The organism is Herbiconiux sp. FW305-C-125 (assembly GCF_058783455.1).
Genome location: NZ_JBYSYO010000004.1, coordinates 45,029 through 68,000, shown reverse-complemented (window position 1 = coordinate 68,000; position 22,972 = coordinate 45,029). Strand labels below are relative to the sequence as shown.

Below are 22,972 nucleotides of genomic sequence, written 5' to 3'. Positions count from 1 at the left end.
CGATAGAGAGACGTCCCCGTGCATTTTCTCGCCGTTCTCAGCATGAAGAACCGGGCGCTGATCGCCCTCGTCACCATCGTCGTCGCCGTGTTCGGCGGCCTGGCGCTGACGAACCTCAAGCAGGAACTGATCCCCTCGATCGAGTTCCCGCAGCTGGCGGTGCTCACCACCTACCCGGGCGCGAGCCCCGAGGTGGTGAACGAGGACGTGTCGACGCCGATCGAGAGCGCCATCCAGGGCGTGGAGGGCATCGAGACCACGAGCGCCACCTCGAGCACGAACCTCTCCATCATCTCGGCCACCTTCACCTACGGCACGAACCTCGCCACGGCCGAACAGAAGATGCAGCAGGCCATCAACCGCATCAAGTCGACCCTGCCCGAGGACCTCGACCCGCAGGTGCTCTCCGGCAGCATCAACGACCTGCCGATCATCTCCATCGCCGTGTCGGGCGAAGACACCAAGACCCTGGCCCAGCAGCTCGAGACCTCCGCCGTGCCCGACCTCGAAGAGGTCGACGGGGTGCGCGCCGCCGAGGTGCTGGGGGCCATCGGCCAGCGGGTCACCATCACCCCGTCGCCGGTCTCGCTCGCGACGGCCGGGCTCACCACCAAGTCGATCAGCGACGCGATCGCCGCGAACGGCGTCCTCATCCCGGCCGGCACGCTCACCCAAGACGGGCAGACCTACGCGGTGCAGGCGGGCTCCAAGCTCACCAGCACCGACGACATCGCAGCCCTCCCGCTGCCCGCCGTGAACCCCGACGGAACGCCCGTCACCATCGGGCAGGTCGCATCCGTCGCCCTCGTCGACGACCCGGTCACCTCCATCTCGCGCGTCAACGGGGAGGATGCGCTCACCCTGTCGATCACGAAACTCCCGGCAGCGAACACCGTCGAGGTCTCGCAGGGCGTGCGCGACCTGCTGCCGCAGCTCGAGGCAGCCATCCCGGGTGCCACCTTCACCGTCGTGTTCGACCAGGCGCCGTTCATCCAGCAGTCGATCGAGTCGCTCGCCACCGAGGGCCTCCTCGGGCTCTTCTTCGCGGTGCTCGTGGTGTTCGTGTTCCTGCTGTCGATCCGGTCGACGATCGTCACCGCCATCTCCATCCCCACCTCGGTGCTCATCACCTTCATCGGGTTGCAGACCGCGAACTACACGCTCAACATCATCACGCTCGGTGCGCTGACGATCGCCATCGGACGTGTCGTCGACGACTCCATCGTCGTCATCGAGAACATCAAGCGGCACCTCGCGGTGCTGGCCGGCACGACGCTGCCACCGAAGGAAGCGGGGGCGGCGCGCGCCTCGCTCATCGTCGACGCCGTGCGCGAGGTGGGCGGGGCCATCACCGCGTCGACCATCACCACGGTCGCGGTCTTCCTCCCGCTCGCGTTCGTGGGCGACACCACGGGCGAGCTGTTCCGCCCGTTCGCGCTCACCGTCACCATCGCGTTGCTCGCGTCGCTCCTCGTGGCGCTCACCATCGTGCCCGTGCTCGCGTACTGGTTCGTGCGGCCGCCGAAGGCGAAGAAGGCGGCGGCCGTGGCCGCGCCCGCTCCCGCCGACGAGGTGGCAGCGGTGCCGGTGGGCGCGCACTCCGCGCCATCCGCGCACGGGGCGCACGGGGCGCACGCCGCGCCAGGGGCGACGGATGCGCCGATCGACGCGGCGGGCCTCCCCGCGCACCCCGAGGCATCCGTCGACCCGATGCTCGTGTCGGCGCCGGCGCCGGCGCCCGCGCCCACCCGCCGGGCCCGCACGCACCGTGCCGACCTCGAAGACGAACCGCCCACCGCGCTGCAGCGCCGCTACCTCCCGATCATCTCGTGGACGCTGAAGCACTCCGCCGTGACCATCGTCATCGCCATCCTCGTGCTGGTCGGCACGGTGCCGCTCACCCTCCTGATGAAGACGAACTTCCTCGGCTCGAGCGGCCAGAACACCTTCACCGTCACCCAGACCGTGCCGGTCGGGTCGAGCCTCGACGCGCAGTCCACCGCCGCCGATCAGGTCGAGACCGCGCTCGAGGGCATCGACGGCATCCAGACCGTGCAGCTGACCATCGGCTCGTCCGGAAGCGCGCTGCGCGACGCCTTCGTGGGCGGTGGCGACAGCGCCATCACCTACAACATCACCACCGACGAGAACGTCGACCAGGATGCGCTGCAGGACACCGTGCGCTCCACCCTCGAAGCCCTGCCCGACGCGGGCGAGATCTCGGTGTCGTCGGGCGGCGGATTCGGCGGCTCCTCCGACATCGCGATCGACGTCACGGCACCCACCCAGACCGACCTGAAGACGGCGTCGGATGCGGTGCTCACGTCCATGCAGGGCCTCGACGCGGTCAAGCAGGCGTCGTCGAACCTCAGCGACTCGCGGCCGTACGTGCAGGTGGCGGTCGACCGTGCGAAGGCGGCGGCCGCGGGCCTCAGCGAGGTCGCCGTCGGCAGCATCGTGTCGCAGGCGATGCAGCCCACCACGGCCGGATCGATCGTGATCGACGACAAGAACTACACGATCTACATCGTCGCCGAGAATCCGCCCGCCACGCAGGACGAGCTGGCGGCGCTGCAGATCCCGACCGCGCTCGGCCCGGTGCGCCTCGACTCGCTGGCCACCGTCGGGGTCGTCGACGGGCCCGCGACCATCACCACGATCAAGGGTGTCCGCACCGCGACCGTGTCGGTCACGCCGAACAGCGAAGACCTCGGCACCGCGAGCGCCGAGGTGCAGCGAGCGCTCGACGAGGTGTCACTGCCCGCGGGCGCTGCCGCGTCGGTCGGTGGTGTCGTGACCGACCAGTCGGATGCCTTCTCGCAGCTCGGCATCGCGTTGCTGGTGGCCATCCTCATCGTCTACGTCGTGATGGTGGCGACCTTCAAGAGCCTGCTGCAGCCGATCCTGCTGCTCGTGTCGATCCCGTTCGCCGCGACCGGGGCGATCGCGCTGCAGGTGATCTCTGGCATCCCGCTCGGTGTGCCCTCCATCATCGGCGTGCTGATGCTCATCGGCATCGTGGTGACGAACGCGATCGTGCTCGTCGACCTCGTGAACCAGTACCGTTCTCGCGGATTGCCGGTGCGGGAGGCGCTCATCGAAGGGGCGTCGCGACGTCTGCGACCCATCCTCATGACGGCGCTCGCCACCATCTTCGCGCTGCTGCCCATGGCGGTCGGGCTCACCGGGCACGGCGGCTTCATCTCGCAGCCGCTCGCGATCATCGTGATCGGCGGCCTCGTGTCGTCGACGCTGCTCACCCTCATCGTGCTGCCGGTGCTCTACAACATCGTCGAGGGCTGGCGCGAGCGCCGCCGCAACCGCCGGGAGGAGCGGGCTGTGCTGGCTGCCTCGGGGCCCGTGCTGCGCGCGGGCTCCTCGGGCGTCGCCGGTCCTCGCCCGGCGCCGCGCGACATGTGAGGACGCGGTCGCTTCGCGGCCACGCCCTCACCCTGGGTCGTCGAGTACGGCCTGTTGCGTTCTGCCTCGTCCTTTCGCCCCCCGCCCTCCGCAACGGCACTCCCCACCCTCCGCAACGACGGAGGATGGGGGCGGCACACGGTAACGACGGAGTGACGGTCCGGTTTTCGCGAGAAGTCCGTCGTTCGGGCGCGCCGGGCGACGCGGGTCAGAAGGCCAGGGACAGGAGGAAGAAGACGACGCCGAGGAGGGGGAGGGTGCCCTGGGTTGCGGCCGCGCGGAGGCGGCTGCGGCCGGTGCTGAGGAGCACGAGGGCTGCCGCGGCCATCGACCCGGCCGAGAAGAGGGCGAGGGCGAAGCCGGCCTCGCGCGCATCCGTCCAGTAGAGGATGACGCCGAGCGCCGCCCCGATCGCCAGGAACAGGTTGTAGAAGCCTTGGTTGTAGGCCATGGGGGCGGTGGTGTCGGCGTCGGCCTGGCTGGCGAGGCCGAAGCGTTTCCAGATGGCGGGGGTGCGCCAGCGCACGCTCTCCATGTACCAGATGTAGACGTGCAACAGCGCGGCCAGCCCGACCAGAACGGATGCGACGATACCCATGCGGTCAGCCTAACGTCGGCGGGGCGGTCTAGCGTTGAGGCATGGAGATCGTCGCAGTCACAGGTGGAAGCGGAAAACTCGGTCGAGCGGTCGTGCGCGAGCTGCTCGAGCACGGCTACGAGGTGGTGAACCTCGACCGGGTGCCGTCACCGGGGGCGGATGCGCGGGTCAAGCACGTGCGCGTCGACCTGTCGAACTACGGCGAGGTCGCGGAGGCGCTGACCGCCGTCGACGACCGCTACACCCGGGTGGATGCGGTGGTGCACCTGGCGGCGATCCCGGCGCCGGGCATCCTCACCAACTCGGCCACCTTCGCCAACAACGTGCCGAGCACGTACAACGTGTTCGCCGCGGCGCAGGCGGCCGGCATCGACAACATCGTCTGGGCCTCGAGCGAGACCGTGCTCGGCCTGCCCTTCACCCAGTCGCCGCCGCCGTCGTTCCCGGTCGACGAGTCGTACGCCGTGCGGCCGCAGTCGACCTACTCCCTCGGCAAGGCTGTGGAGGAGGAGATGGCGCGGCACTTCACGCGCTGGAACCCGAACCTGAAGCTCATCGGCCTCCGCTTCTCGAACGTGATGGACGAGGCCGACTACGCCGCCTTCCCCGCCTTCGAGGAGGCGCCGCTGTCGCGCGCCTGGAACGCCTGGGGCTACATCGACGCCCGCGACGGCGCGCAGGCCGTGCGCCTGTCGCTCGAGAGCACCCTGCGCGGCTTCGAGCCCTTCATCATCGCGGCGGCCGACACCGTCATGTCCACGCCCTCGGCGGCCCTGGCAGCGTCGCACTTCCCGACGGTCCCCTTCAGCCGCTCGGTCGACGGCACCGACACCCTGCTCTCGATCGACAAGGCCCGCGACCAGCTCTGGTACGCCCCGCGCCACTCCTGGCGCGACCACGTGTGAGCGCATGAGCGCCACGAGCAGACCTGCGCGAGGGTGAACAGGCGCTGGGGGAAGGCTGGTAGGTCGCCGCGAATCTGACCGATCGGACAGGAGCTGACCGATCGGTCAGAATAGGGTGGGGGCGTGCCCTCCTCCCAGCCCATTCCGCGCATCCAGACCGACGTGCCCGCCGAACTGCGGCAGATCGCGCTGCGGATGTTCGCCGAGAACGGCTACACCGGCACGAGCCTGCAGCAGATCGCCGACGCCGCCGGGTACTCGAAGTCGAGCGTGCTCTACCACTTCTCGTCGAAGGAGGCGCTGTTCGAAGCGGCGATCGCCCCTGCCGTCGAGCGGCTCGGCACCTTCCTCGCCTCGACCGTCGAGCGTGCCTCGTCGCGCGAGCTCCGCGAGGAGTTCGTGGTCGAGTTCGTCGACCTGCTGCTCGAGTACCGCCTCGCGGCACACATCATCATCAACCAGGGGCAGACGCTCAGCGACATCCGCCTGATCGATGAGGCGCTCGGCTACATGAACCACATCGGCGAAGCCTTCATGTCCGAGCTGCCGACGACGCAGCAACGCGTGCGGCTCGGCATCGCGCTCGCCGGTGCCGCCTACATCCTCGTGGCGACCCCGGTCGACGCGAACCCGATCGAACCCGTCGACGAGGTCAGGGAGGCCCTCATCGACGTGGTCACCGAACTCATCGTGCCCCTCGCGGGCTAGCCCGACCCACACCCGAACCCGAACACCGAGGAGCCCTCCCGTGGCGACACTGCTCTACCGCATCGGCCGATTCGCCTTCCGCAAAGCCTGGTACGTCGTCGCGGCGTGGGTGCTCGTGCTCGGCGCACTGCTCGGCACCGGTCTCGCGCTCGGCGGCCAGACCCAGGAGAGCTTCACCATCCCGGGCACCGAGTCGCAGCAGACCATCGACAAGCTCGAGAACCTCTTCCCCTCCGCCGCCGGTGCCGCCGCGACCGTCGTCATCGTCGCGCCCGAGGGTCAGAGCGTCAACGACGACACGGTCAAGCAGGAGATCACCGGCGTCGCCGACGACCTCGGCAAGCTCGACCAGGTGGCCGCCGTCGTGAGCCCGTACTCCGAGTACGCCACGAACGCCATCTCCGACGACGGCACCACCGCCCTCCTCAAGGTGCAGTTCGACGGCCCGTCGACGGATGTGACCGACACGACGCTCGAGCAGGTCACCACCGCGGGCGACAGCCTGGTCGCCGACGGCATGACCGTCTCCTACGGCGGCGAGGTCTTCCAGAACCAGTCCTTCGGCCTCACCATCACCGAGGGCATCGGCGTGCTCTTCGCCGGCGTGGTGCTCTTCATCACCTTCGGCTCGCTGCTGGCCGCCGGGCTTCCCCTCCTCACCGCGCTCATCGGCGTCGGCGTCTCGTTCTCCGGCATCACCCTCGTCGCCGCGTTCACCAGCGTGTCGAGCACGGCGCCGATGCTCGCCGTCATGATCGGGCTGGCCGTCGGCATCGACTACGCCCTCTTCATCCTCAGCCGACATCGATCGCAACTGGCGCAGGGAATGGCTGCGGAGGAGTCGGCCGCCCAATCCGTCGCCACCGCGGGCGCCGCGGTCGTGTTCGCGGGGCTCACCGTCATCATCGCCCTGCTCGGATTGCTCGTCGTGGGCATCCCGTTCCTCTCCGTCATGGGTGTCGCCGCGGCATTCGCGGTGTTCGCGGCGGTCATGATCGCCATCACCCTGCTGCCGGCCATCATGGGTATTGCGAAGGGCAAGCTCGCCCCCAAGCCGGGCTCGCGCGCCGCCCGTCGAGCGATCGCAGCTGCGTCACACGACGACGACCCAGCGGATGCGCGGGGCACCGCCCCCGCAGCGGCCGACGCAAGCGCATCCGTGCCCTCCGCGGCATCCACCGCAGCCCCCGGATCGAGGAAGCAGGCAGAGCAGGCGGAGCAGGCGAAGCCGGCCAAGCCCGTGAAACCCTCCCTCGGCGGCCGCTGGGTGCGCCTCGTGATGCGCGCCCCCATCGTCTTCATCGTCGCGGTGGTCGGCCTTCTCGGAGTCGCGTCGATCCCGGCGTTCAGCCTCGACCTCAACCTGCCCACGGCGGCCTCGCAGCCCGCCGACGACTCGGCGCGCATCGCCTACGACACCATCGCCGACAAGTTCGGCGCGGGCTACAACGGCACGATCGTGGTGGTGGCCGACATCACGCAGACCACCGACATCCAGAACGTGCTCACGGGCATCCGCACCGACCTCGAAGCGGTCGACGGTGTCGCGACCGTGGGCCCGGGCCTGCCCGACGAGACGCTCGACACCGCGATCTTCCAGGTCGTGCCCACCACCGCGCCCGACGCCCCCGAGACGAAGGCGCTGGTCGAGCGGCTCCGCGACATGAAGGGCGAGGTCGACGCGCAGTACGGCACGCCGTTCACGGTGAGTGGCCAGACCGCCGTCGCGATCGACGTGTCGAACCAGCTGACGAACGCGCTGATCCCGTTCGGCATCCTCGTGATCGGCCTGTCCATCCTGCTGCTCGCCATGGTGTTCCGCTCCATCGCGGTGCCGATCAAGGCCGCGCTCGGGTTCGCGCTCTCGGTCGGCGCCTCCTTCGGCGTGACGGTCGCCGTCTTCCAAGACGGGCTGTTCGCCGACCTGCTCGGCGTGCACTCCACCGGCCCGATCATCAGCTTCCTGCCCATCCTCCTCATGGCCATCCTGTTCGGTCTCGCCATGGACTACGAGGTCTTCCTCGTCTCGGGCATGCGCGAGGAGTTCGTGAAGACGAAGGATGCCCGGCGCGCCGTGCGGGTCGGCTTCCAGCACGGCGCACGGGTGGTGACGGCCGCCGCGCTCATCATGTTCTTCGTCTTCTTCGCCTTCGTGCCCGAGGGGGAGGGCGCCATCAAGGCCATCGCGCTGGCGCTCGCGGTCGGCGTCTTCGTCGACGCGTTCCTCGTGCGCATGACGCTGGTGCCCGCGATCATGACCCTGCTCGGCCGGCACGCCTGGTACCTGCCGAAGTGGCTGGGGCGCATCCTGCCGAACGTCGACGTGGAGGGCGAGAGCTTGCGCGGCCACATCGACGAGCGGGAGTGGGCGCGCGGCCACGACGACGCGATCACGGCCGAAGACCTCACGGTCGAGGGTGCGGGCGCGCCGGTGTCGTTCGCTGTCCCCGCCGGGTCGGTGGCCGTCGTCACCGGTGAGACCGCTGCCCGCCGCATGGTCGGCGCCGCCATCGCGGGCCGCATCGCGCCCGACGCCGGTCACCTCCAGGTGCTCGGCCAGTGCCTGCCCTCCGAGGCCTCCGCGGTCGCGAAGCGCGTCACCCTCGTCGACCTCGAATCGCGGCGGCCGGATGCGACCACCACCGTCGGCGACGCCCTCAACGAGCGTCTGCGGCTGGGTCTGCCGTGGTTCCGCCGGGTGCCGCAGGGCGACGCGGAGGAGCTGGTGGGTCGCATCAACGCGGCGCTCGCCGAGTACTCGGGCGCGTCGAGCTCCGCGGCCTCCGCGGGGGCCGGCTCGCCGGGAAACCCGGCGGGCGACCAGGCGGAGGCGCCGATCGACGTCCACCGCACCCTCGGCGAACTGTCGCCGCTCGCGCACTCGCTGCTCGCGGTGGCGCTCGGCGTGGCCGACCGCGCCGAGGTGCTGGTGGTCGATGCGGGCGACGGCGACCTCGCGCATCCGGCCAGCCCGGCCTTCGCCGGCGCGGTGGCGAGCATCGCCGACCCGTCCACCACGGTCGTCCTCGGCCTGGCCGAGGAACCCGCGAGCCACGCCGCCACGGTCGGCGACCGCACTCTGGTGCGGGTCGCGCTGACCGGCACCGACCAGTCTTCACCTGCCATTCCGACGACGGGAGAATCCCGATGAGCACCGCCACCACCCCCACCCCGCGCATGCGGCGTCGCACCAAGATCGTGCTGGTGGTGCTCGCCGCGCTCGCCGTGGCGTTCACGCCGCTCGCGGTGAACGGCCTGTTCGCGGGAGCCCTCGCGAATGCCGACACCAACCTCACGAGCGTGCCGGCCGCCGTCGTCAACAACGACGAGATGACCACGACCACGAACCCCGACGGCACGACATCGACGAACTTCGCCGGCCGCGGTCTCGTCACCGAGCTCACCGGCCCCGGTCAGACGGGATTCCACTGGACCGCCACCAACGCCGACGACGCCCAGAAGGGCCTCGACGACGGCACCTACTACGCGGTGCTCACCATTCCGAAGGACTTCTCGGCGTCGCTCAACACGCTCGGCACCCCCGACCCCAAGCAGGGCCTGATCGACATCACCACGGATGACGCGCACGGCTACCTCTCGGGCATCGTCGCGAGCACGGTGGCGTCGGCGGTGCAGGCCGGCTTCGGCCAGCAGGTCACGGCGCAGGTGGTCAATGGGCTCTACACGAGCTTCGGCGGTGTCGGCACAAGCCTCTCGGATGCCGCGGGCGGCGCCACCCAGCTCGCCACCGGCGCCGACGGCCTCGCCACAGGAGCCACCCAGCTCGCCGATGGCCTCAACCAGCTGAACACGGGTGCGGTGCAGCTCGCCGACGGGGCGACGCCACTCAGCGACGGCCTCAGCAAGTACACCGACGGCGTCAGTCAGCTTTCCGGCGGCCTCGGCGAACTCGCCGCGCAGACCACCGGCCTCGGGCAGCTGTCCGGTGGGATCGCGCAGTACACCGAGGGCGTCAACCAGTCTTCCCAGGCCGCCGCCAACCTGGCTGACGCGGCATCGGCCGATCCCACCGTTCCCGGATACCTGAAGGACGGACTGACGGCTTTGTCCGGTGGGCTCGCCGGTCTCTCGGCGGGTGGCGCCGATCTCACCGCGAAGACCGCCGGCCTCGGCGACCTGGAGTCGGGGATCGCGCGCACAGCATCCGGTGCCGCCGACCTCGCCGCGAACGGTCCCGCGCTCGCCGACGGAGCCGCGCAGCTCTCGTCGGGCGCCGCACAGCTGTCCACCGGCCTCCAGCAGACCGTTCCCGGCGCGACGCAGCTCGGCACGGGCGCGACGCAGCTCGGCGACGGGGCGCGCACGCTCGCCTCCGGCCTGCAGCAGGGCGCCGACCAGATCGCCGCCAACACCGCGGCCGACGGAGGCAGCGCCACCGCCAGCCCGAGCCCGGCCGACGTGATCGCGCAGCCCGTGAAGGTCGACGTCACCACCGTCAACCAGGTCACGAACCTGGGGCAGATCGTGTCGACCATCCTCCTCCCCACCGCCCTCTGGATCGGCGCCCTCGCCCTCTTCCTCTGGCTCCGCCCGTTCTCCCGCGGTGTGCTCGCCTCCTCGGCCACCACCGCGCGGCTCACCGCCCGCACCTTCGTGCGGGCCGCCGGCATCGCGGCCGCTCAGGTCGTGCTGCTCGTCGCCTTCATCCACCTCGCTCTCGGTGTGGCGTGGAGCTCCCTGCCCGCCACCCTCGGCTTCTCGTTGCTCGTGGCACTCGCCTTCACGGCCTTCCATCAGTTCCTCGCCACCGCGTTCGGGCGCATCGGCGCCGTCATTTCGCTGGTGCTGCTCGCCCTGCAGCTGGCGGCGACGGGCGGCCTCTACCCGGTCGAGATCCTCTCCGGCCCGTTCCAGGCGATCAACACCATCAGCCCGCTCGCCTACGCGGTGAACGGCATCCAGGCGATCCTCACGGGCGGCGACCCCGGAACGGTGGTGACCGCCGCGGTGGTGCTGGCGATGATGCTCGTCGTGAGCATCCTGCTCGCCGCGTTCGCTCTGGCGCGCCGACGTCGCCCGGTCGAGATCGGCTGGCTCGTGCCGGCGCGGCCCGCGCCCCCGCGCAGACTGCCCGCGTCGCGCGCGGCGACGCGTCCCGGCGTGGCCTGACCCCGTCAGGTGCGGACTTCTCCAAACCTGGGGTCCTCCGACGGTCCCCAGGGGAGGGATGGCGTTCTCGTTTGGAGAAGTCCGGGCCGACCGGCTCAGCCGAGGCCGAGGCCGTCGGTGTACACGCACAGCCGCGCGTAGCAGGCGGCGAGCAGCGGCGTCGGCACGCCGAGCGCTCTGCCGCGGGCGACCAGGTCGCCGATGATCGAGTCGCCCTCGACCGGATGCCCGGCCTGCAGATCGCGGAACATCGACGTCGTGAACGCCGAACCCGCCTCCGTCACGCGCCCCCGCGCCGCCGCGACCACCCGCTCGGGCAGCTCGTAGCCGGCTGCCCGCGCCACCGCCACGCACTCGTCGACGATGGCGCGCGCCGTCGACGGCCCGGTGGGCGTGGCGGCGACCTGCCCCACCGATCCGCCGAGCAGCGTGTTCACCGCCCCGCCCGAAGCCAGGAACACCCACTTCACCCACATGTCGTAGAGGATGTCGGTGGAGAGCTTGGCCGTGTACTCCGCCCCGTCGAGGTCGGGCACCCGCAGGGTCTCGTCGACGGCCCGGATGCGCGTGCCCACCGACCCGTCGAGCTCCCCGTAGCTCATGCTCGTGCCGGGCAGCAGCAGCTCGACGGTGCCGTCGCCGCGCAGTTGCGCGGAGGCGACGCACTGGCCGCCGATCACCGCGGCGGTGCCGAACCGCTCGCCCAGGGTGTCGAGGTGCTTGAGTCCGTTGAGGAGCGGCAGGACGGTCGATTCCGGCCCCACGAACGGCGCGACGTCGTCGATCGCGCCCGGCAGCGCGTACGACTTCACGGCGAGGAGCACGAGATCGAAGGTGCCCGCGTCGGCCGCATCGCGAGCCGAGATCGCACGGATGCCGGGGAAGACCTCCACCGCATCCGCACCGCCTTCGGGCACCCGCCCGGCCACGCGCAGGCCGTCGCGCCGCAACGACTCGGCGCGGTTCTCCCGGGCGAGGAAGGTGACGTCCCGGCCGGCCGCGATGAGGCGGGAGCCGAAGAAGCCGCCGATCGCCCCTGCGCCGACGATGAGTGTGCGCATGCTGGTCTCCTCACTGACGCCGGGAACTGCTGATCCCACGCTACGCGTAGGATCGGACGACGTGCGCAGCCTCTCCCGATCCCGCTTCCCGTGGCTGCTCCTCGTCGGCATCGTCTGCATCGGGTTCATCCTCCGCGGCCCGCTGATCGCGGTGGCCCCGATCACGGGAACGATCAGTTCGGATCTGTCGCTGAACGCCGCCCAAGCCGGCCTCCTGACGAGTCTCCCGGTGCTCTGCTTCGCGCTGATCACGCCGTTCGCGTCGCTGTTCGTGGGCCGTGCCGGAGCGAACTTCGCCACCACCGTCGCCATCGTGGGCGTCGGGATCGGATCGATCGTGCGCTCGGCCGGGGGAGTGGAGGCCGCTTTCGCCGGCACGATCATCATGGGCGCGTTCATCACCATCGGCAATGTCGTCATCCCCGTGATCATCCGCCGTGACGTGCGCGAGGAGCGCGTCGGCATCGTGACCGGCGCCTACACCTCGGCCATGAACGTCAGCTCGATGATCACCTCGATTGCGACCGTGCCGCTCGCCGCGCTGTTCGGCTGGCGCGGGGCGCTGCTCACCTGGCTCGGCTTCGTGGTGCTCGCCGCGGTGGCGTGGCTCGTCGCCATCGGCCCGCGGCGGGCCTTCCACTGGGGCCCGGTGCGGCGCTCGGTCGAAACCGGCGCCGTCGACACCGTGGCCATCGACACCCGTTCGGTGCCGCTCGCCGGTGAGGAGCCGCGCACCTGGCGCAACCTCTCCGCGGTGCTGCTGGCGCTCGCGTTCGCCGGGCAGGCGTTCTCCTACTACGGGCTCACGGCGTGGTTCCCGACCATCCTCGAGCAGGAGCTCGGGTACTCCGCGTCGTCGGCCGGGTCGAGTTCGTCGATCTTCCAGGTCGCGGCCGTCGTCGGTGCGCTCGGGGTGCCGCTGCTGGTCAAGCGCCTCGGTGTTCCGGTCGTCTTCGTCGGGGTCGCGGCGCTGTGGGTGAGCTTTCCGCTCGGCATGATGCTCGCTCCGGCCGGCTGGTTCGCGTGGGGGTTGCTCGGTGGGGTGGCGCAGGGCGGTGGCATCACGATCGTGTTCATGCTGATCGTGCAGCTCGCCCTGAGCGGCACGCACGCGCGGCGGTTGTCGGCGATGATCCAGGGCGTCGGTTACGCCCTCGGGGCGACCGCGCCGACCCTCATCGGAGCGGTGCACGATGCCACCGGCACGTGGACGCTGCCGATCGGGGTGGTGCTGGTCGCCACCCTCGTGTTCACCGGCGCCGGGCTCGCCGGAGCGTTGCGGGCCACCGGTCCGCAGCGTGCAGCACGTTCGCGGCGGGTCCGCTAGCGCCGTCCTAAGCTGAAGCCGTGGACTTCAGAATCTTCACCGAACCCCAGCAGGGCGCCAGCTACGACGATCTCCTCGCGGTGGCGCAGGCCACCGAACGGCTCGGCTTCGACGCCTTCTTCCGCTCGGACCACTACCTGCGCATGGGAGCCGGAGATCCGGGACCGGGGCCGACGGATGCCTGGACCACGCTGGCCGGACTCGCCCGCGAGACCTCGCGCATCCGGCTCGGCACCCTCGTGTCGTCGGTGACGTACCGTTACCCGGGCATCCTCGCCATCCAGGTGGCGCAGGTCGACCAGATGTCGGGCGGCCGCGCCGAACTCGGGCTCGGCACCGGGTGGTTCGAGGAGGAGCACCGGGCCTACGGCATCCCGTTCCCGCCGAAGCGGTTCGGTCTGCTCGAGGAGCAGCTCGAGATCGTCACCGGCCTGTGGGCGACCGAGCCGGGCGAGCGCTACTCGTTCTCGGGCGAGCATTACACCCTTGAGAACTCGCCGGCGCTGCCGAAGCCGGTGCAGTCGCCGCTGCCCGTGATCGTCGGCGGGCAGGGCGCGCGGCGCACGCCGTTGCTCGCGGCACGCTTCGCCACCGAGTTCAACATCCCGTTCCCGGCGTCCGGGGCGATTCCGGGCCTGTTCGAGAACGTGCGGTCGGCCTGCGTGTCGATCGGACGCGACCCGGGCGAGCTCACGTACTCGGTGGCGCAGATCGCCGTGGTGGGCGCGTCGGAGGCGGAGTTCGAACGCCGGGCCGCGGCGGTCGGGCGGGAGCCCGCCGAGCTGCGCACGAACGGCCTGGCCGGCACCCCTTCGGAGGTCATCGACAAGATCGGCGCGCTGCGCGAGCAGGGCGTGGAGCGGGTGTACCTGCAGATCATGGATCTCGCCGATCTCGACCACCTCGACCTGATCGCGCGCGAGGTCGTCTCGAAGCTCTGAGACGGCGGCGCGGGGCAGGGATAGTGTGATTGCATGACCGTGACTTCCCTGCTCGAGCTCCGCATCGCACCCGCCGCCGTCGACGGCGCTGTCGACCACATCAATCGCGTGCTGGAGGTGACGCGAGCGTTCGACGGATGTCTCGGCACCGACGTCATCGTCGACGTCACCGATCCCGCCCACATCGTGCTGGTGGAGCGCTGGGAGTCGCTCGAGCACGACGACGCGTATCGTGCCTTCCGCGCGACCCCGGAGGGCGCCAGCGATCTCGGCACCATCCTCGCCGGGCCGCCCACGCTCACCCGCTACCGCGTGGCGGAGTAGGGCCCGGCGCTCAGTCGAACTGCGCCGTCGTGAGGCGGTGCAGGCGCAGCGCATCGCTCAGCCGCACTCGCCCGGCCGGCGTGCGCGGGTCGAAACCCAGCACACCGCAGAAGTCGGCCGCCCTGGCCTGCATGGTCGAGTGGTGCACGCCGGCGAGCGCCGCCGCAGCCCGCACGCTCTCGGCGCGCGCCAGGGCGTCGAGGAGGTCGAGGGCGTCGGCGCCGCGTGACTCGGTTCCGCGGGCGGGGGCGGCTGCGGCGATGCGGTCGAGCGCGGCGACATCCGGATGCGCGGGCCGGCCGGGATCGGCCGCCACGGCTTCGGCGGCCAGCAGCACCACACCGAGCTCCTCGGCGCGGACCACCGGTTCGCGCGGCGCCGTCATGCGCAATGCGAGGAGTGCGGTGCGCCACGACGTGGCCAGTTCGGTCGGTGCCGTTGCGATGCCGATGCCCGTCCGCGTCGGCGGCTCCCCGCCGACCCGTGGCTCGGTGCCGGCAACCACGAGGCGCGCTCGCACACGGCCCACCGAGGTGGTGAGCACGAGTTCCCGCGGGGCGGGTGACGCGTCCGACGCCGGCGACGCGGCGATCTGGGCGAGGGGCACGGTGTCCAGCCGCAGCCGGCGTGCCGCCGCGGTGCGCGCATCCGACGGCTCATCGGCATCCAGCAGCGTCTCGAGGGCGCCGCGTTCGAGAGCGTCGGTGTCGCGCATCCGCTCGGCCCGCCGGTCGATCGAGATGGCGAGGCCGATCGCGAGCCGTTCGAGCACCATGGCGTCGTTGGCGTGCGCAGGGCCGGCCCGGTCGAGCCACACGACACCGCCTCCGGGCAGCGGATGCGTCGGCGCGGCCGGGCCGGGTTCGCCCGCAGCCAGGGCCGGCAGGCGTCGACCGCTCGCGTCGACGGCCATCGCGAGTGCCGGCTGGGTGTGCCGGAAGCCGGCGCCGCATCCGCTCAGCACGGCGGCACCCCGCAGGAGCACCTCGAGGCCCGCGTGGCCTTCGACGAGCGCATCGAAGTAAGCGATCACCTTCAGGCTTTCGCTGGCCTCGGGGTCGAGGGCGGTCAGGCGCCCGACGAGTTCTTGCATCGCGACCGTTCATCGTTGACGGACCAGGGCGTGTCTCCCGATCCACCGGGCGCTGCGGCGCACCCGGGTGCACCGAGCCTACCGATTCGGGCCGTCAGACTCCCAGGATGCGCGCCACCCAGGCCGTGCGGGTGGCGCGGGCGATGACCGAGAGGGTGGCCTGCGGCGCCATCAGATCGAAGCCGTGGAAGGCTCCCGGCCAGACATGCAGTTCGGCCTGGCCGCCGGAGGCCCAGATGGCGCTCGCGTAGGCGACGTCCTCGTCGCGGAACACCTCGGCGGAGCCCACGTCGATGAACGCGGGTGGCAGGCCGGAGAGGTCGGTTGCGCGGGCGGGCGCCGCGTAGACCGAGACCTCGTCGCCATGGCGGCGATCGCCGAGCAGAGCATCCCACCCGGTGTCGTTGCTCCGGCGATCCCACACCCCGATGCCGACGTACTGATGACTGGAGACCGTGGTGTTGCGGTCGTCGATCATCGGATACATGAGGCACTGGCCGATCAGTGCAGGGCCCCTGCGGTCGCGGGCGAGCAGCGCCGTTCCTGCGGCGAGTCCACCGCCGGCGCTGCCGCCGGCGATCAGGAGGCGGGTGGGGTCGATGCCGAGTTCGTCGGCGTGCTCGGCCGTCCAGACGAGGGCGGCGTAGCAGTCCTCCACGGGAGCGGGGTCGGGGTTCTCGGGCGCCAGGCGGTACTCGACCGACACGGCCACGGCGTCCATGGTCTCGACCCATTCGAGGAACACATCGGCGCCGGTGAAGCGGTCGCCGATGATCATCCCGCCGCCGTGGGTGTGGAAGATGCCGGGGCCGGCGGTGCTGTGGTCGGTGCGGCGGAAGATCGACACGAGGAGGTCGGGAGCGCCTTCGGGGCCCGGGATGGTGCGCTCGACGTGCTCGATCGGCCGGCCGGCGAGAAGCTCTTCGATGGGGGCGGTGACGTTCGCGCTGCGCATCAGCGCGATCATCTCGGGGGTGAGCGTCGGGGGCAGCTGTTCGCCGAGCAGGGCGAGCACCGCCTGCAGTTCGACGTCGTAGGGCGGGCGGGAGTCGATCGTGGTCATGTGCTCTCCAATGCTGAACACCGGGCCACACCGTTGTGGCCGTGCTTCACCATCGTCGCGCCCGGTGAGGCTCGGCACCACCGCCATCCGCCCGCGAACTGTGCGGCCGCGCCCGCCAGATGGCGGGCTGCGAGCGCAGGGTCGGCCTCGACAGGCAAAGCGGGAGCGTGTAATGTTGATTGGTCGGCTCTGGACACCGCGAGTTGCATCGCGGAAGGGTTTGTAAGTCTGGTGGGCCGGTTTCCCAGTCAGTGCAACGGATGCGCTGGTCACTGGTGAATGTCGCGTACGACACGGCCCCCGCTACTCCCGGGGATCTACTCAGCACTCCGACGCAGTCGCGTCGTGGTGTGCGCATTTCGAGATAACCCGGAAAGAATCATGCCCAAATCCAACAAATCAGGCGGCTACAAGCCCGCCAAGAACTACGAGCCCCGCACGCCCGGCAAGGGCGGCCCGAAGGCCGGCAGCCGAAGCCCCGGCCATCGCGGCTACAAGGCGGTCGACGAGGGCGCCCCGCGCAAGCAGCGCTGGACCTCGGATGACCGTGCCGCCCGCGGTTCGGCCTCCTCGACCCGTGGCGGCGACCGCCCGGCGCGCGCCTTCGACGACCGCGGCCAGTCCGGCCGCCCCGCCCGCGAGAACGACCGCGGCGGATACCGCGGCGCCGACCGCACCGAGCGTCCCGCCTACGGCGACCGCCCGGCCCGCGGCGGTTACGAGCGACCCAGCCGGGAGAACGGCTTCAACCGCTCCGGCACCGGAACCGGGCGCTCCGAGCGCCCCGCCTACGACCGTGGCGACCGCCCGGCGTACGACCGTGGTGAGCGTCCCAGCTACGACCGCGGCGAGCGTCCGGCGTACGACCGTGGTGACCGTCCCGGCCACGACCGCGGTGAGCGGTCCGGCTACGACCGTGGCCAGCGTCCCGCGTACGGGCGCGACGAGCGCTCGGGTGCGGCCGGCTACGGCCGCGCCGACGGCGAACGCCGCGGTCACGACCGTGGCCAGCGTACCGATCGCCAGAAGTGGAACGACGCCCGCAACGAGGAGCGCCGTGCCGCTGCCGCCGCCGAGCGGGGCACCGCCGATCGCCCCACTGGTGGCAAGCCGCCGCGCACCGACGACCGCGGCTACAACCGCAGCGCTCGCCCGAAGGCCGACTTCCAGCCCGGCGACCGCCCCGACCGCCCGGCGTCCCCGCGCTACGAGCGCGCCGACCGTCCGGCGTACGGTGACCGTCCGGCTCGCGGCTTCGACCGCCCGGAGCGCAGCGACCGTCCGGCGTACGGTGACCGTCCCGCCCGCGGCTTCGACCGTCCGGAGCGCAGCGACCGCCCCGCGTATGGCGACCGTCCTGCCCGCGGCTTCGACCGCACCGACCGGCCCGAGCGCGCGGGCCACGGCGACCGGCCGGCCCGCAACTACGACCGCACCGACCGTCGCGCCCGCGGCTACGAGCGCAGCGACCGCCCGGCCCACGCCGACCGCTCCACCTCCGCCCACGACCGTGGCAGCGACTTCTACCCCTCCCGCGACGCCAAGCCGGCCTTCCACGCCGACGACGTCGTGCTCGAGCGTCTCGAGGCGCAGGCGACGGTGGCCGAGGAGGTCGAGGGCATGACCTTCGCCGACCTCGGTCTCGGCGGCAACATCGTGCGCACCCTCGCCGAGCTGGGCGCCGAGAATCCGTTCCCCATCCAGGCCGCCACGATCCCCGAGGTGCTGAACCGCCGCGACGTGCTCGGCCGAGGCCGCACGGGCTCCGGCAAGACCATCGCGTTCGGCGCCCCGCTCGCGGAACGCCTGCTCGAGAACGGCGGCGGAGCCAACCGCAAGCCGGGGCGCAAACCGCGTGCCCTCATCCTCGCGCCCACCCGTGAGCTCGCCCTGCAGATCGACCGCACCGTGCAGCCCATCGCCCGCTCGGTCGGCCTGTTCACCACCCAGATCTACGGCGGCGTGCCCCAGCACCGCCAGGTGGGTGCGCTGCAGCGCGGTGTCGACATCGTGATCGGCACCCCCGGGCGCATCGAGGACCTCATCGAGCAGCGCCGTCTCGACCTCTCCGAGGTCGCGATCACGGTGCTCGACGAGGCCGACCACATGTGCGACCTCGGCTTCCTCGAGCCGGTGCAGCGCATCCTCCGTCACACGAAGGACGGCGGTCAGAAGCTCCTCTTCTCCGCCACCCTCGACAAGGGCGTCGCGACGCTCGTCGACGAGTTCCTGGTCGACCCGAGCGTGCACGAGGTCGCCGGCGAAGACCAGGCGTCGTCGACCATCGACCACCGCGTGCTGATCGTCGACCAGCGCGACAAGACCGCCGTGATCGAGCAGTTGGCCGCGCGTGAGGGCAAGACGCTGATCTTCGCCCGCACCCGTGCCTACGCCGAGACGCTCGCCGAGCAGCTCGAAGACGCCGGATTCCCGGCCACCAGCCTGCACGGCGACCTCAACCAGTCGCGCCGCACCCGCAACCTGCAGATGCTCACGAGCGGCCGGGTGAACGTGCTGGTGGCGACGGATGTCGCGGCACGCGGCATCCACGTCGACGACATCGACCTGGTGATCCAGGCCGACGCGCCCGACGAGTACAAGACGTACCTGCACCGCGCGGGCCGCACCGGCCGCGCCGGCAAGAAGGGCACGGTCGTCACCCTGATCGGCCGCAGCCGCGGGCGACGGATGCAGGAACTGCTCGGTCGCGCCGAGATCGCCGCCGAGATGGTCACCGTGGCACCGGGCGACGCCCTGTTGAGCGAGCTCGCGGCCGATCGGTGACCGGCGGCACGCCGCCCGGCGCGCCGCACCACCCGGGGCCGCACCGCCCGGGGCCGCTCCCGCTCGGGGCGGCGGTGGGCGTGGCGGTCGGGTGCGGCGTGCTGATGGCGCTGCAGTCGCGCATCAACGGCGAGTTGGGCCGCCGGCTCGGCGACGGATTCGCGGCGGCGGCCCTCAGCTTCACCATCGGCCTGGTGATCGTGCTGGTGATCGTCGCCCTGCTGCCGTCGGCGCGACGCGGCACCCGTGCCGCCCTGGTCGAGGTGCGGCGCCGCCGCCTGCCGGTCTGGACGCTGTTCGCCGGCTTCGGCGGCGCCGTCTTCGTGCTCTCCCAGGGGCTCACGACCGCCCTCATCGGGGTCTCGCTCTTCACCGTCGCCTTCGTCGGCGGTCAGACCGTGAGCGGACTGCTGGTCGACCGCGCCGGCCTCGGGCCGGGCGGCGTGCGCTACCTCACGCTCCGCCGGGTGCTCGGAGCCCTGATCGCGCTGGCCGTGGTGGCGTGGTCGGTCGTCGTGCACATCCGCCCCGACGTCCCGCTCTGGCTGCTCCTGCTGCCGGTGCTCGCCGGCGCAGCGGTGGCCGTGCAGCAGGCGGCGAACGGACGGGTGGCGAACACGGCAGGCACGGCGGTGACGTCGACCCTCTTCAACTTCATCGCCGGAAGCATCGCGCTCATCGTCGCGGCACTGGCGCACGGGGCATGGGCGGGCGCCCTGCCCACGTCGCTCCCGTCGGACTGGTGGCTCTACCTCGGCGGCCCGATCGGGGTCACCTTCATCTTCGCGTTGGCCACCGCCGTGCGCACGACGGGGGTGCTGCTGCTCGGTCTGTGCTCGGTGGTCGGCCAGCTCACCGGGTCGATCGTGATCGACCTGGTCGCACCCGGCAGCGGCCACTCCGTCGACTGGACCACCCCGGTGGCTGCCGCACTCGTCGTCGCGGCCGTGCTGGTGGTGTCGGCTCCCGCACTCACCAGAACACGGCGACGATGACGGCGGTCACCGCCCAGAACGCGCCGACGAACATCCAATCGCGAACGCGGAACGGCACGAGGTGCCGCTCGGTGCGGGTGGGTGACGCCCCGAACGCCCGGGAGTCCATGGCGAGGGCCACCCGCTCTGCGTGCCGGATGCCGCCCGCGAGCAGGGGCACGACGGCGCCGAACCCTCGGCGCAGCGCTGCGATCGGGCTCCGGCCCGGCGCCATCCCGCGCACCCGGTGCGCCTGGCGGATGAGTTCGATCTCGTAACCGAACCGCGGCACGAAGCGGTAGGCCGCCAGCGCGGTGTAGCCCACCCGGTACGGGACGTGGAGTTGCTGCACGAGCGCGCGCACGAGATCGGGCCCGGTGGAGGTCAGCCCGGCGATGAGCGAGAGGGTGAGGATGCCCGCGAGCCGAGCCGCGGTGGCCGCCCCGGTCAGCAGCGACCCGGCGTAGACACGGAAGTCGCCGAGCTGGAGCAGGACCGGTGTGTCGTCGACGAGCGACGCGTCCGTCCAGAGTCCGAGGCTCACCGAGAGCAGAGCGGTGCCCACGGGCAGCGCGACGAGCAGGCCCAGCAGTGCCCGCCCGGAGAGCCGGGCGCCGACGAGCAGCAGAAGCAGGGCGACCCCGGTCACGACGAGTGGGAGCGCGAGCTGCCGGGTGAGGACGAGAACGACCATGGCCGGGAGGGCGCCGGCGATCTTGGCGAGTGGGTTGAGGCGGTGCAGAAAGCGCAGCGGTCCGTGATCGACGGCCTCGGCGTAGGGGTCGCGCGCCGGTGTGCGCGTCAGCACGGTGCTCATCGAGGCTCCTCGGTGCCAGGCGTCGCGGCTCCGGGCCCCGGCAGGTCGCCCAGACGGGTGACCGCGTGCCACCGCGCGTCGGCGGCGGCACGGAACGCCCGGGCCAGCGGCGGCGGCAGCAACCCGGCGCGTTCGAGATCGGCGCCCGCCAGCACCTCGGCGGTCGGCCCCGACGCCGCCAACCGCCCGTCGTCGAGCACCACGACGTGGGTGGCGTGGTCGGCTACGAGCTGCAGGTCGTGCGTGACGACGAGCACGGTCGTGCCCTCGCGGTGCAGCCCCGCGACGAGGTCGAGGAGTTCGGCGGCGCGGGCGCGGTCCTGACCGAAGGTGGGCTCGTCGAGGGCGAGCACCGGCGGGCCGGAGACCAGGGCGGTGCCGACCGAGAGGCGGCGCTTCTGGCCGCCGGAGAGGAGGAACGGATGCGCGTCACGCTCCGCCACGAGGCCGAAGCGCTCGAGCATCCGGTCGACCCGTTCGGCGATCTCGGCCGCCGGCAGGTGCTGCAGCTCGAGCCCGTGCGCGAGCTCCTCGGCCACCGTAGCCCGGATGAACTGGTGCTCGGGGTTCTGGAAGACGTAGCCGACCGTTCTCGCGAGGGTGCGCGCATCGGTGCGGGCCACGTCGAGGCCCAGCACCTCGACCGTGCCGCGGGGTGGTGCGACCACTCCGGCCAGTGCCTGCAACAGGGTCGTCTTGCCGGCGCCGTTCGTGCCGACGATGGCGACGAACGAGCCCGCCGTGACCTCGAGGTCGATGCCGTGGAGCACCTCGGTGCGGCCGCGCCGCGCGGTCAGCCCGCGCACGCGGACCGCGGGAGCGGTGGCCCCGGTCGTCGGGGGAGTGCCCGGCGTCGCGGCGGCCGGCGCCACGCCGGGCAGCGGCGCGTCGGCCGGGGCCGCGGCCGGCGGGAGGGCGTCGAGCAGCCGGGTCAGCTCGGCGGGCGTCAGCGGGAGCTCGGGCACCGGCCACCCCGCGTCGCGCAGACGCAGCCCGGCGAGCGTCGCGCTCGGCACCCAGACACCCAGTGCGAGCAGCTCGTCGACGTGGTCGCGCAGAACGGTGGCGGCGGGCCCGTCGAAGGCGAGGTGGCCGGCGCCGTCGATCACCACCACCCGGTCGACGATCGTCATCGCCGCGTCGAGATCGTGCTCGATCAGCACCAGCGCGTGGCCGCCCTCGCGCACGAGATCGCCGAGCACGGCGTAGACCTCCTCGGTGCCGACCGGGTCGAGGTTCGCGGTCGGCTCGTCGAGCACGATCACCGGCGAGCGCAGGGCGAGAGCGCAGGCGACGGCGAGACGTTGCCGCCCGCCGCCGGACAGCCGATCGGGGTTCTCGCCGCGGCGCTCCCAGAGCCCCACCTGCCGCAGCGCCGTCTCGGCTCGCGCGAGCACCTCGGTGACCGGGAGCGAGAGGTTCTCGGGCCCGAAGCACACCTCGTCGAGCAGGGTGCCGGTGACGATCTGGGCGTCCGGATCCTGGAACACCATCGAGACCGACCGGCTCAGCCGGGCGACGGTCGCGTCGGTTGTCAGAACGCCGTCGACCAGCACCGATCCGGCCAGCTCGGCCGGAACCGCATGCGGGATGAGCCCGTTCAGGGCGAGAGCGAGCGTCGATTTGCCGCTGCCCGAGGGGCCGAGCAGCAGCAGCGTCTCGCCGGCGTGCAGCTCGAAACCGACGCCGTCGGGGGTGTCGCGGTCGTTCCCGTCGTGGCGGATGCGCGCATCCGCCACCCGGAGGAGGGGATCGCGTGAGCTCATGCCCCTAGCTTAGGTAAGGCTGTCCTGCGTGGTGGAGCGAGGTCGATGCGTACGGATGGAG

Annotated in this window: 16 protein-coding genes; 10 read left to right on the top strand and 6 right to left on the bottom strand. The window is 71.7% G+C overall.

Annotated elements, in window-relative coordinates; all coding sequences use genetic code 11:
• Window positions 1–18: 18 nt before the first annotated feature.
• Complete coding sequence (locus AC3WLB_RS12245; protein WP_492506313.1) at window positions 19–3,420, top strand: efflux RND transporter permease subunit; 3,402 nt, start codon at window positions 19–21, stop codon at window positions 3,418–3,420.
• 208 nt (window positions 3,421–3,628) lie between these two features.
• Here AC3WLB_RS12245 and AC3WLB_RS12240 read toward each other — a convergent pair whose 3' ends face one another.
• Window positions 3,629–4,018 carry a DUF1304 domain-containing protein gene (locus AC3WLB_RS12240; protein ID WP_492506311.1) on the bottom strand — a complete coding sequence of 130 codons (390 nt, stop codon included), beginning with the start codon at window positions 4,016–4,018 and terminating at the stop codon, window positions 3,629–3,631.
• 41 nt (window positions 4,019–4,059) lie between these two features.
• Here AC3WLB_RS12240 and AC3WLB_RS12235 point away from each other — a divergent pair, with 41 nt between their 5' ends.
• The 4 genes from AC3WLB_RS12235 (at window position 4,060) to AC3WLB_RS12220 (ending at window position 10,761) form a co-directional block, all read left to right on the top strand.
• The gene (locus AC3WLB_RS12235; protein ID WP_492506309.1) at window positions 4,060–4,923 is read left to right on the top strand and encodes an NAD-dependent epimerase/dehydratase family protein; all 864 of its coding nucleotides are present in this window, start codon (window positions 4,060–4,062) and stop codon (window positions 4,921–4,923) included.
• Between the two features lie 123 nt (window positions 4,924–5,046).
• Entirely contained in the window at window positions 5,047–5,631 is a 585-nt protein-coding gene (locus AC3WLB_RS12230; RefSeq protein ID WP_022898840.1) for a TetR family transcriptional regulator, read from the top strand.
• A 40-nt stretch (window positions 5,632–5,671) separates the two neighbouring features.
• Window positions 5,672–8,782: an MMPL family transporter gene (locus AC3WLB_RS12225; protein WP_492506307.1), complete on the top strand. Its 3,111-nt coding sequence runs from the start codon at window positions 5,672–5,674 to the stop codon at window positions 8,780–8,782.
• Complete coding sequence (locus tag AC3WLB_RS12220; RefSeq protein ID WP_492506305.1) at window positions 8,779–10,761, top strand: YhgE/Pip family protein; 1,983 nt, start codon at window positions 8,779–8,781, stop codon at window positions 10,759–10,761. The genes AC3WLB_RS12225 and AC3WLB_RS12220 overlap by 4 nt, the downstream gene beginning before the upstream one ends.
• 95 nt (window positions 10,762–10,856) lie before the next feature.
• Here the strand turns inward: AC3WLB_RS12220 and AC3WLB_RS12215 are convergent, their stop codons facing one another.
• Window positions 10,857–11,822, bottom strand: a complete 966-nt coding sequence (locus tag AC3WLB_RS12215; RefSeq protein WP_492506303.1) for a ketopantoate reductase family protein — start codon at window positions 11,820–11,822, stop codon at window positions 10,857–10,859.
• 61 nt (window positions 11,823–11,883) lie between these two features.
• Between AC3WLB_RS12215 and AC3WLB_RS12210 the strand changes: the two genes are divergently transcribed.
• The 3 genes from AC3WLB_RS12210 to AC3WLB_RS12200 are packed head-to-tail and all read left to right on the top strand — an operon-like array spanning window position 11,884 to window position 14,414.
• Window positions 11,884–13,149, top strand: a complete 1,266-nt coding sequence (locus AC3WLB_RS12210; RefSeq protein ID WP_492506301.1) for an MFS transporter — start codon at window positions 11,884–11,886, stop codon at window positions 13,147–13,149.
• A 20-nt stretch (window positions 13,150–13,169) separates the two neighbouring features.
• Complete coding sequence (locus AC3WLB_RS12205) at window positions 13,170–14,090, top strand: LLM class F420-dependent oxidoreductase (protein WP_492506299.1); 921 nt, start codon at window positions 13,170–13,172, stop codon at window positions 14,088–14,090.
• Window positions 14,091–14,123: 33 nt separating this feature from the next.
• Window positions 14,124–14,414 carry an antibiotic biosynthesis monooxygenase gene (locus AC3WLB_RS12200; RefSeq protein WP_022896568.1) on the top strand — a complete coding sequence of 97 codons (291 nt, stop codon included), beginning with the start codon at window positions 14,124–14,126 and terminating at the stop codon, window positions 14,412–14,414.
• A gap of 10 nt (window positions 14,415–14,424) precedes the next feature.
• On the opposite strand, the gene AC3WLB_RS12195 is transcribed toward AC3WLB_RS12200, so the two are convergent.
• Both AC3WLB_RS12195 and AC3WLB_RS12190 read right to left on the bottom strand, forming a co-directional pair.
• Complete coding sequence (locus AC3WLB_RS12195) at window positions 14,425–15,507, bottom strand: helix-turn-helix domain-containing protein (RefSeq protein ID WP_492506297.1); 1,083 nt, start codon at window positions 15,505–15,507, stop codon at window positions 14,425–14,427.
• A gap of 94 nt (window positions 15,508–15,601) precedes the next feature.
• A complete protein-coding gene (locus AC3WLB_RS12190) occupies window positions 15,602–16,570 on the bottom strand; it encodes an alpha/beta hydrolase (RefSeq protein ID WP_492506295.1) in 969 nt (322 codons plus the stop codon).
• A gap of 381 nt (window positions 16,571–16,951) precedes the next feature.
• Here AC3WLB_RS12190 and AC3WLB_RS12185 point away from each other — a divergent pair, with 381 nt between their 5' ends.
• Complete coding sequence (locus AC3WLB_RS12185; protein WP_492506293.1) at window positions 16,952–19,354, top strand: DEAD/DEAH box helicase; 2,403 nt, start codon at window positions 16,952–16,954, stop codon at window positions 19,352–19,354.
• Window positions 19,351–20,349, top strand: a complete 999-nt coding sequence (locus AC3WLB_RS12180; RefSeq protein ID WP_492506291.1) for a DMT family transporter — start codon at window positions 19,351–19,353, stop codon at window positions 20,347–20,349. Before AC3WLB_RS12185 ends, AC3WLB_RS12180 begins: the two co-directional genes overlap by 4 nt.
• On the opposite strand, the gene AC3WLB_RS12175 is transcribed toward AC3WLB_RS12180, so the two are convergent.
• Entirely contained in the window at window positions 20,327–21,145 is an 819-nt protein-coding gene (locus tag AC3WLB_RS12175; RefSeq protein ID WP_492506289.1) for an energy-coupling factor transporter transmembrane component T family protein, read from the bottom strand. The genes AC3WLB_RS12180 and AC3WLB_RS12175 overlap by 23 nt on opposite strands.
• Window positions 21,142–22,911: an ABC transporter ATP-binding protein gene (locus AC3WLB_RS12170; RefSeq protein WP_492506287.1), complete on the bottom strand. Its 1,770-nt coding sequence runs from the start codon at window positions 22,909–22,911 to the stop codon at window positions 21,142–21,144. The genes AC3WLB_RS12175 and AC3WLB_RS12170 overlap by 4 nt, the downstream gene beginning before the upstream one ends.
• Window positions 22,912–22,972 lie beyond the last annotated feature (61 nt).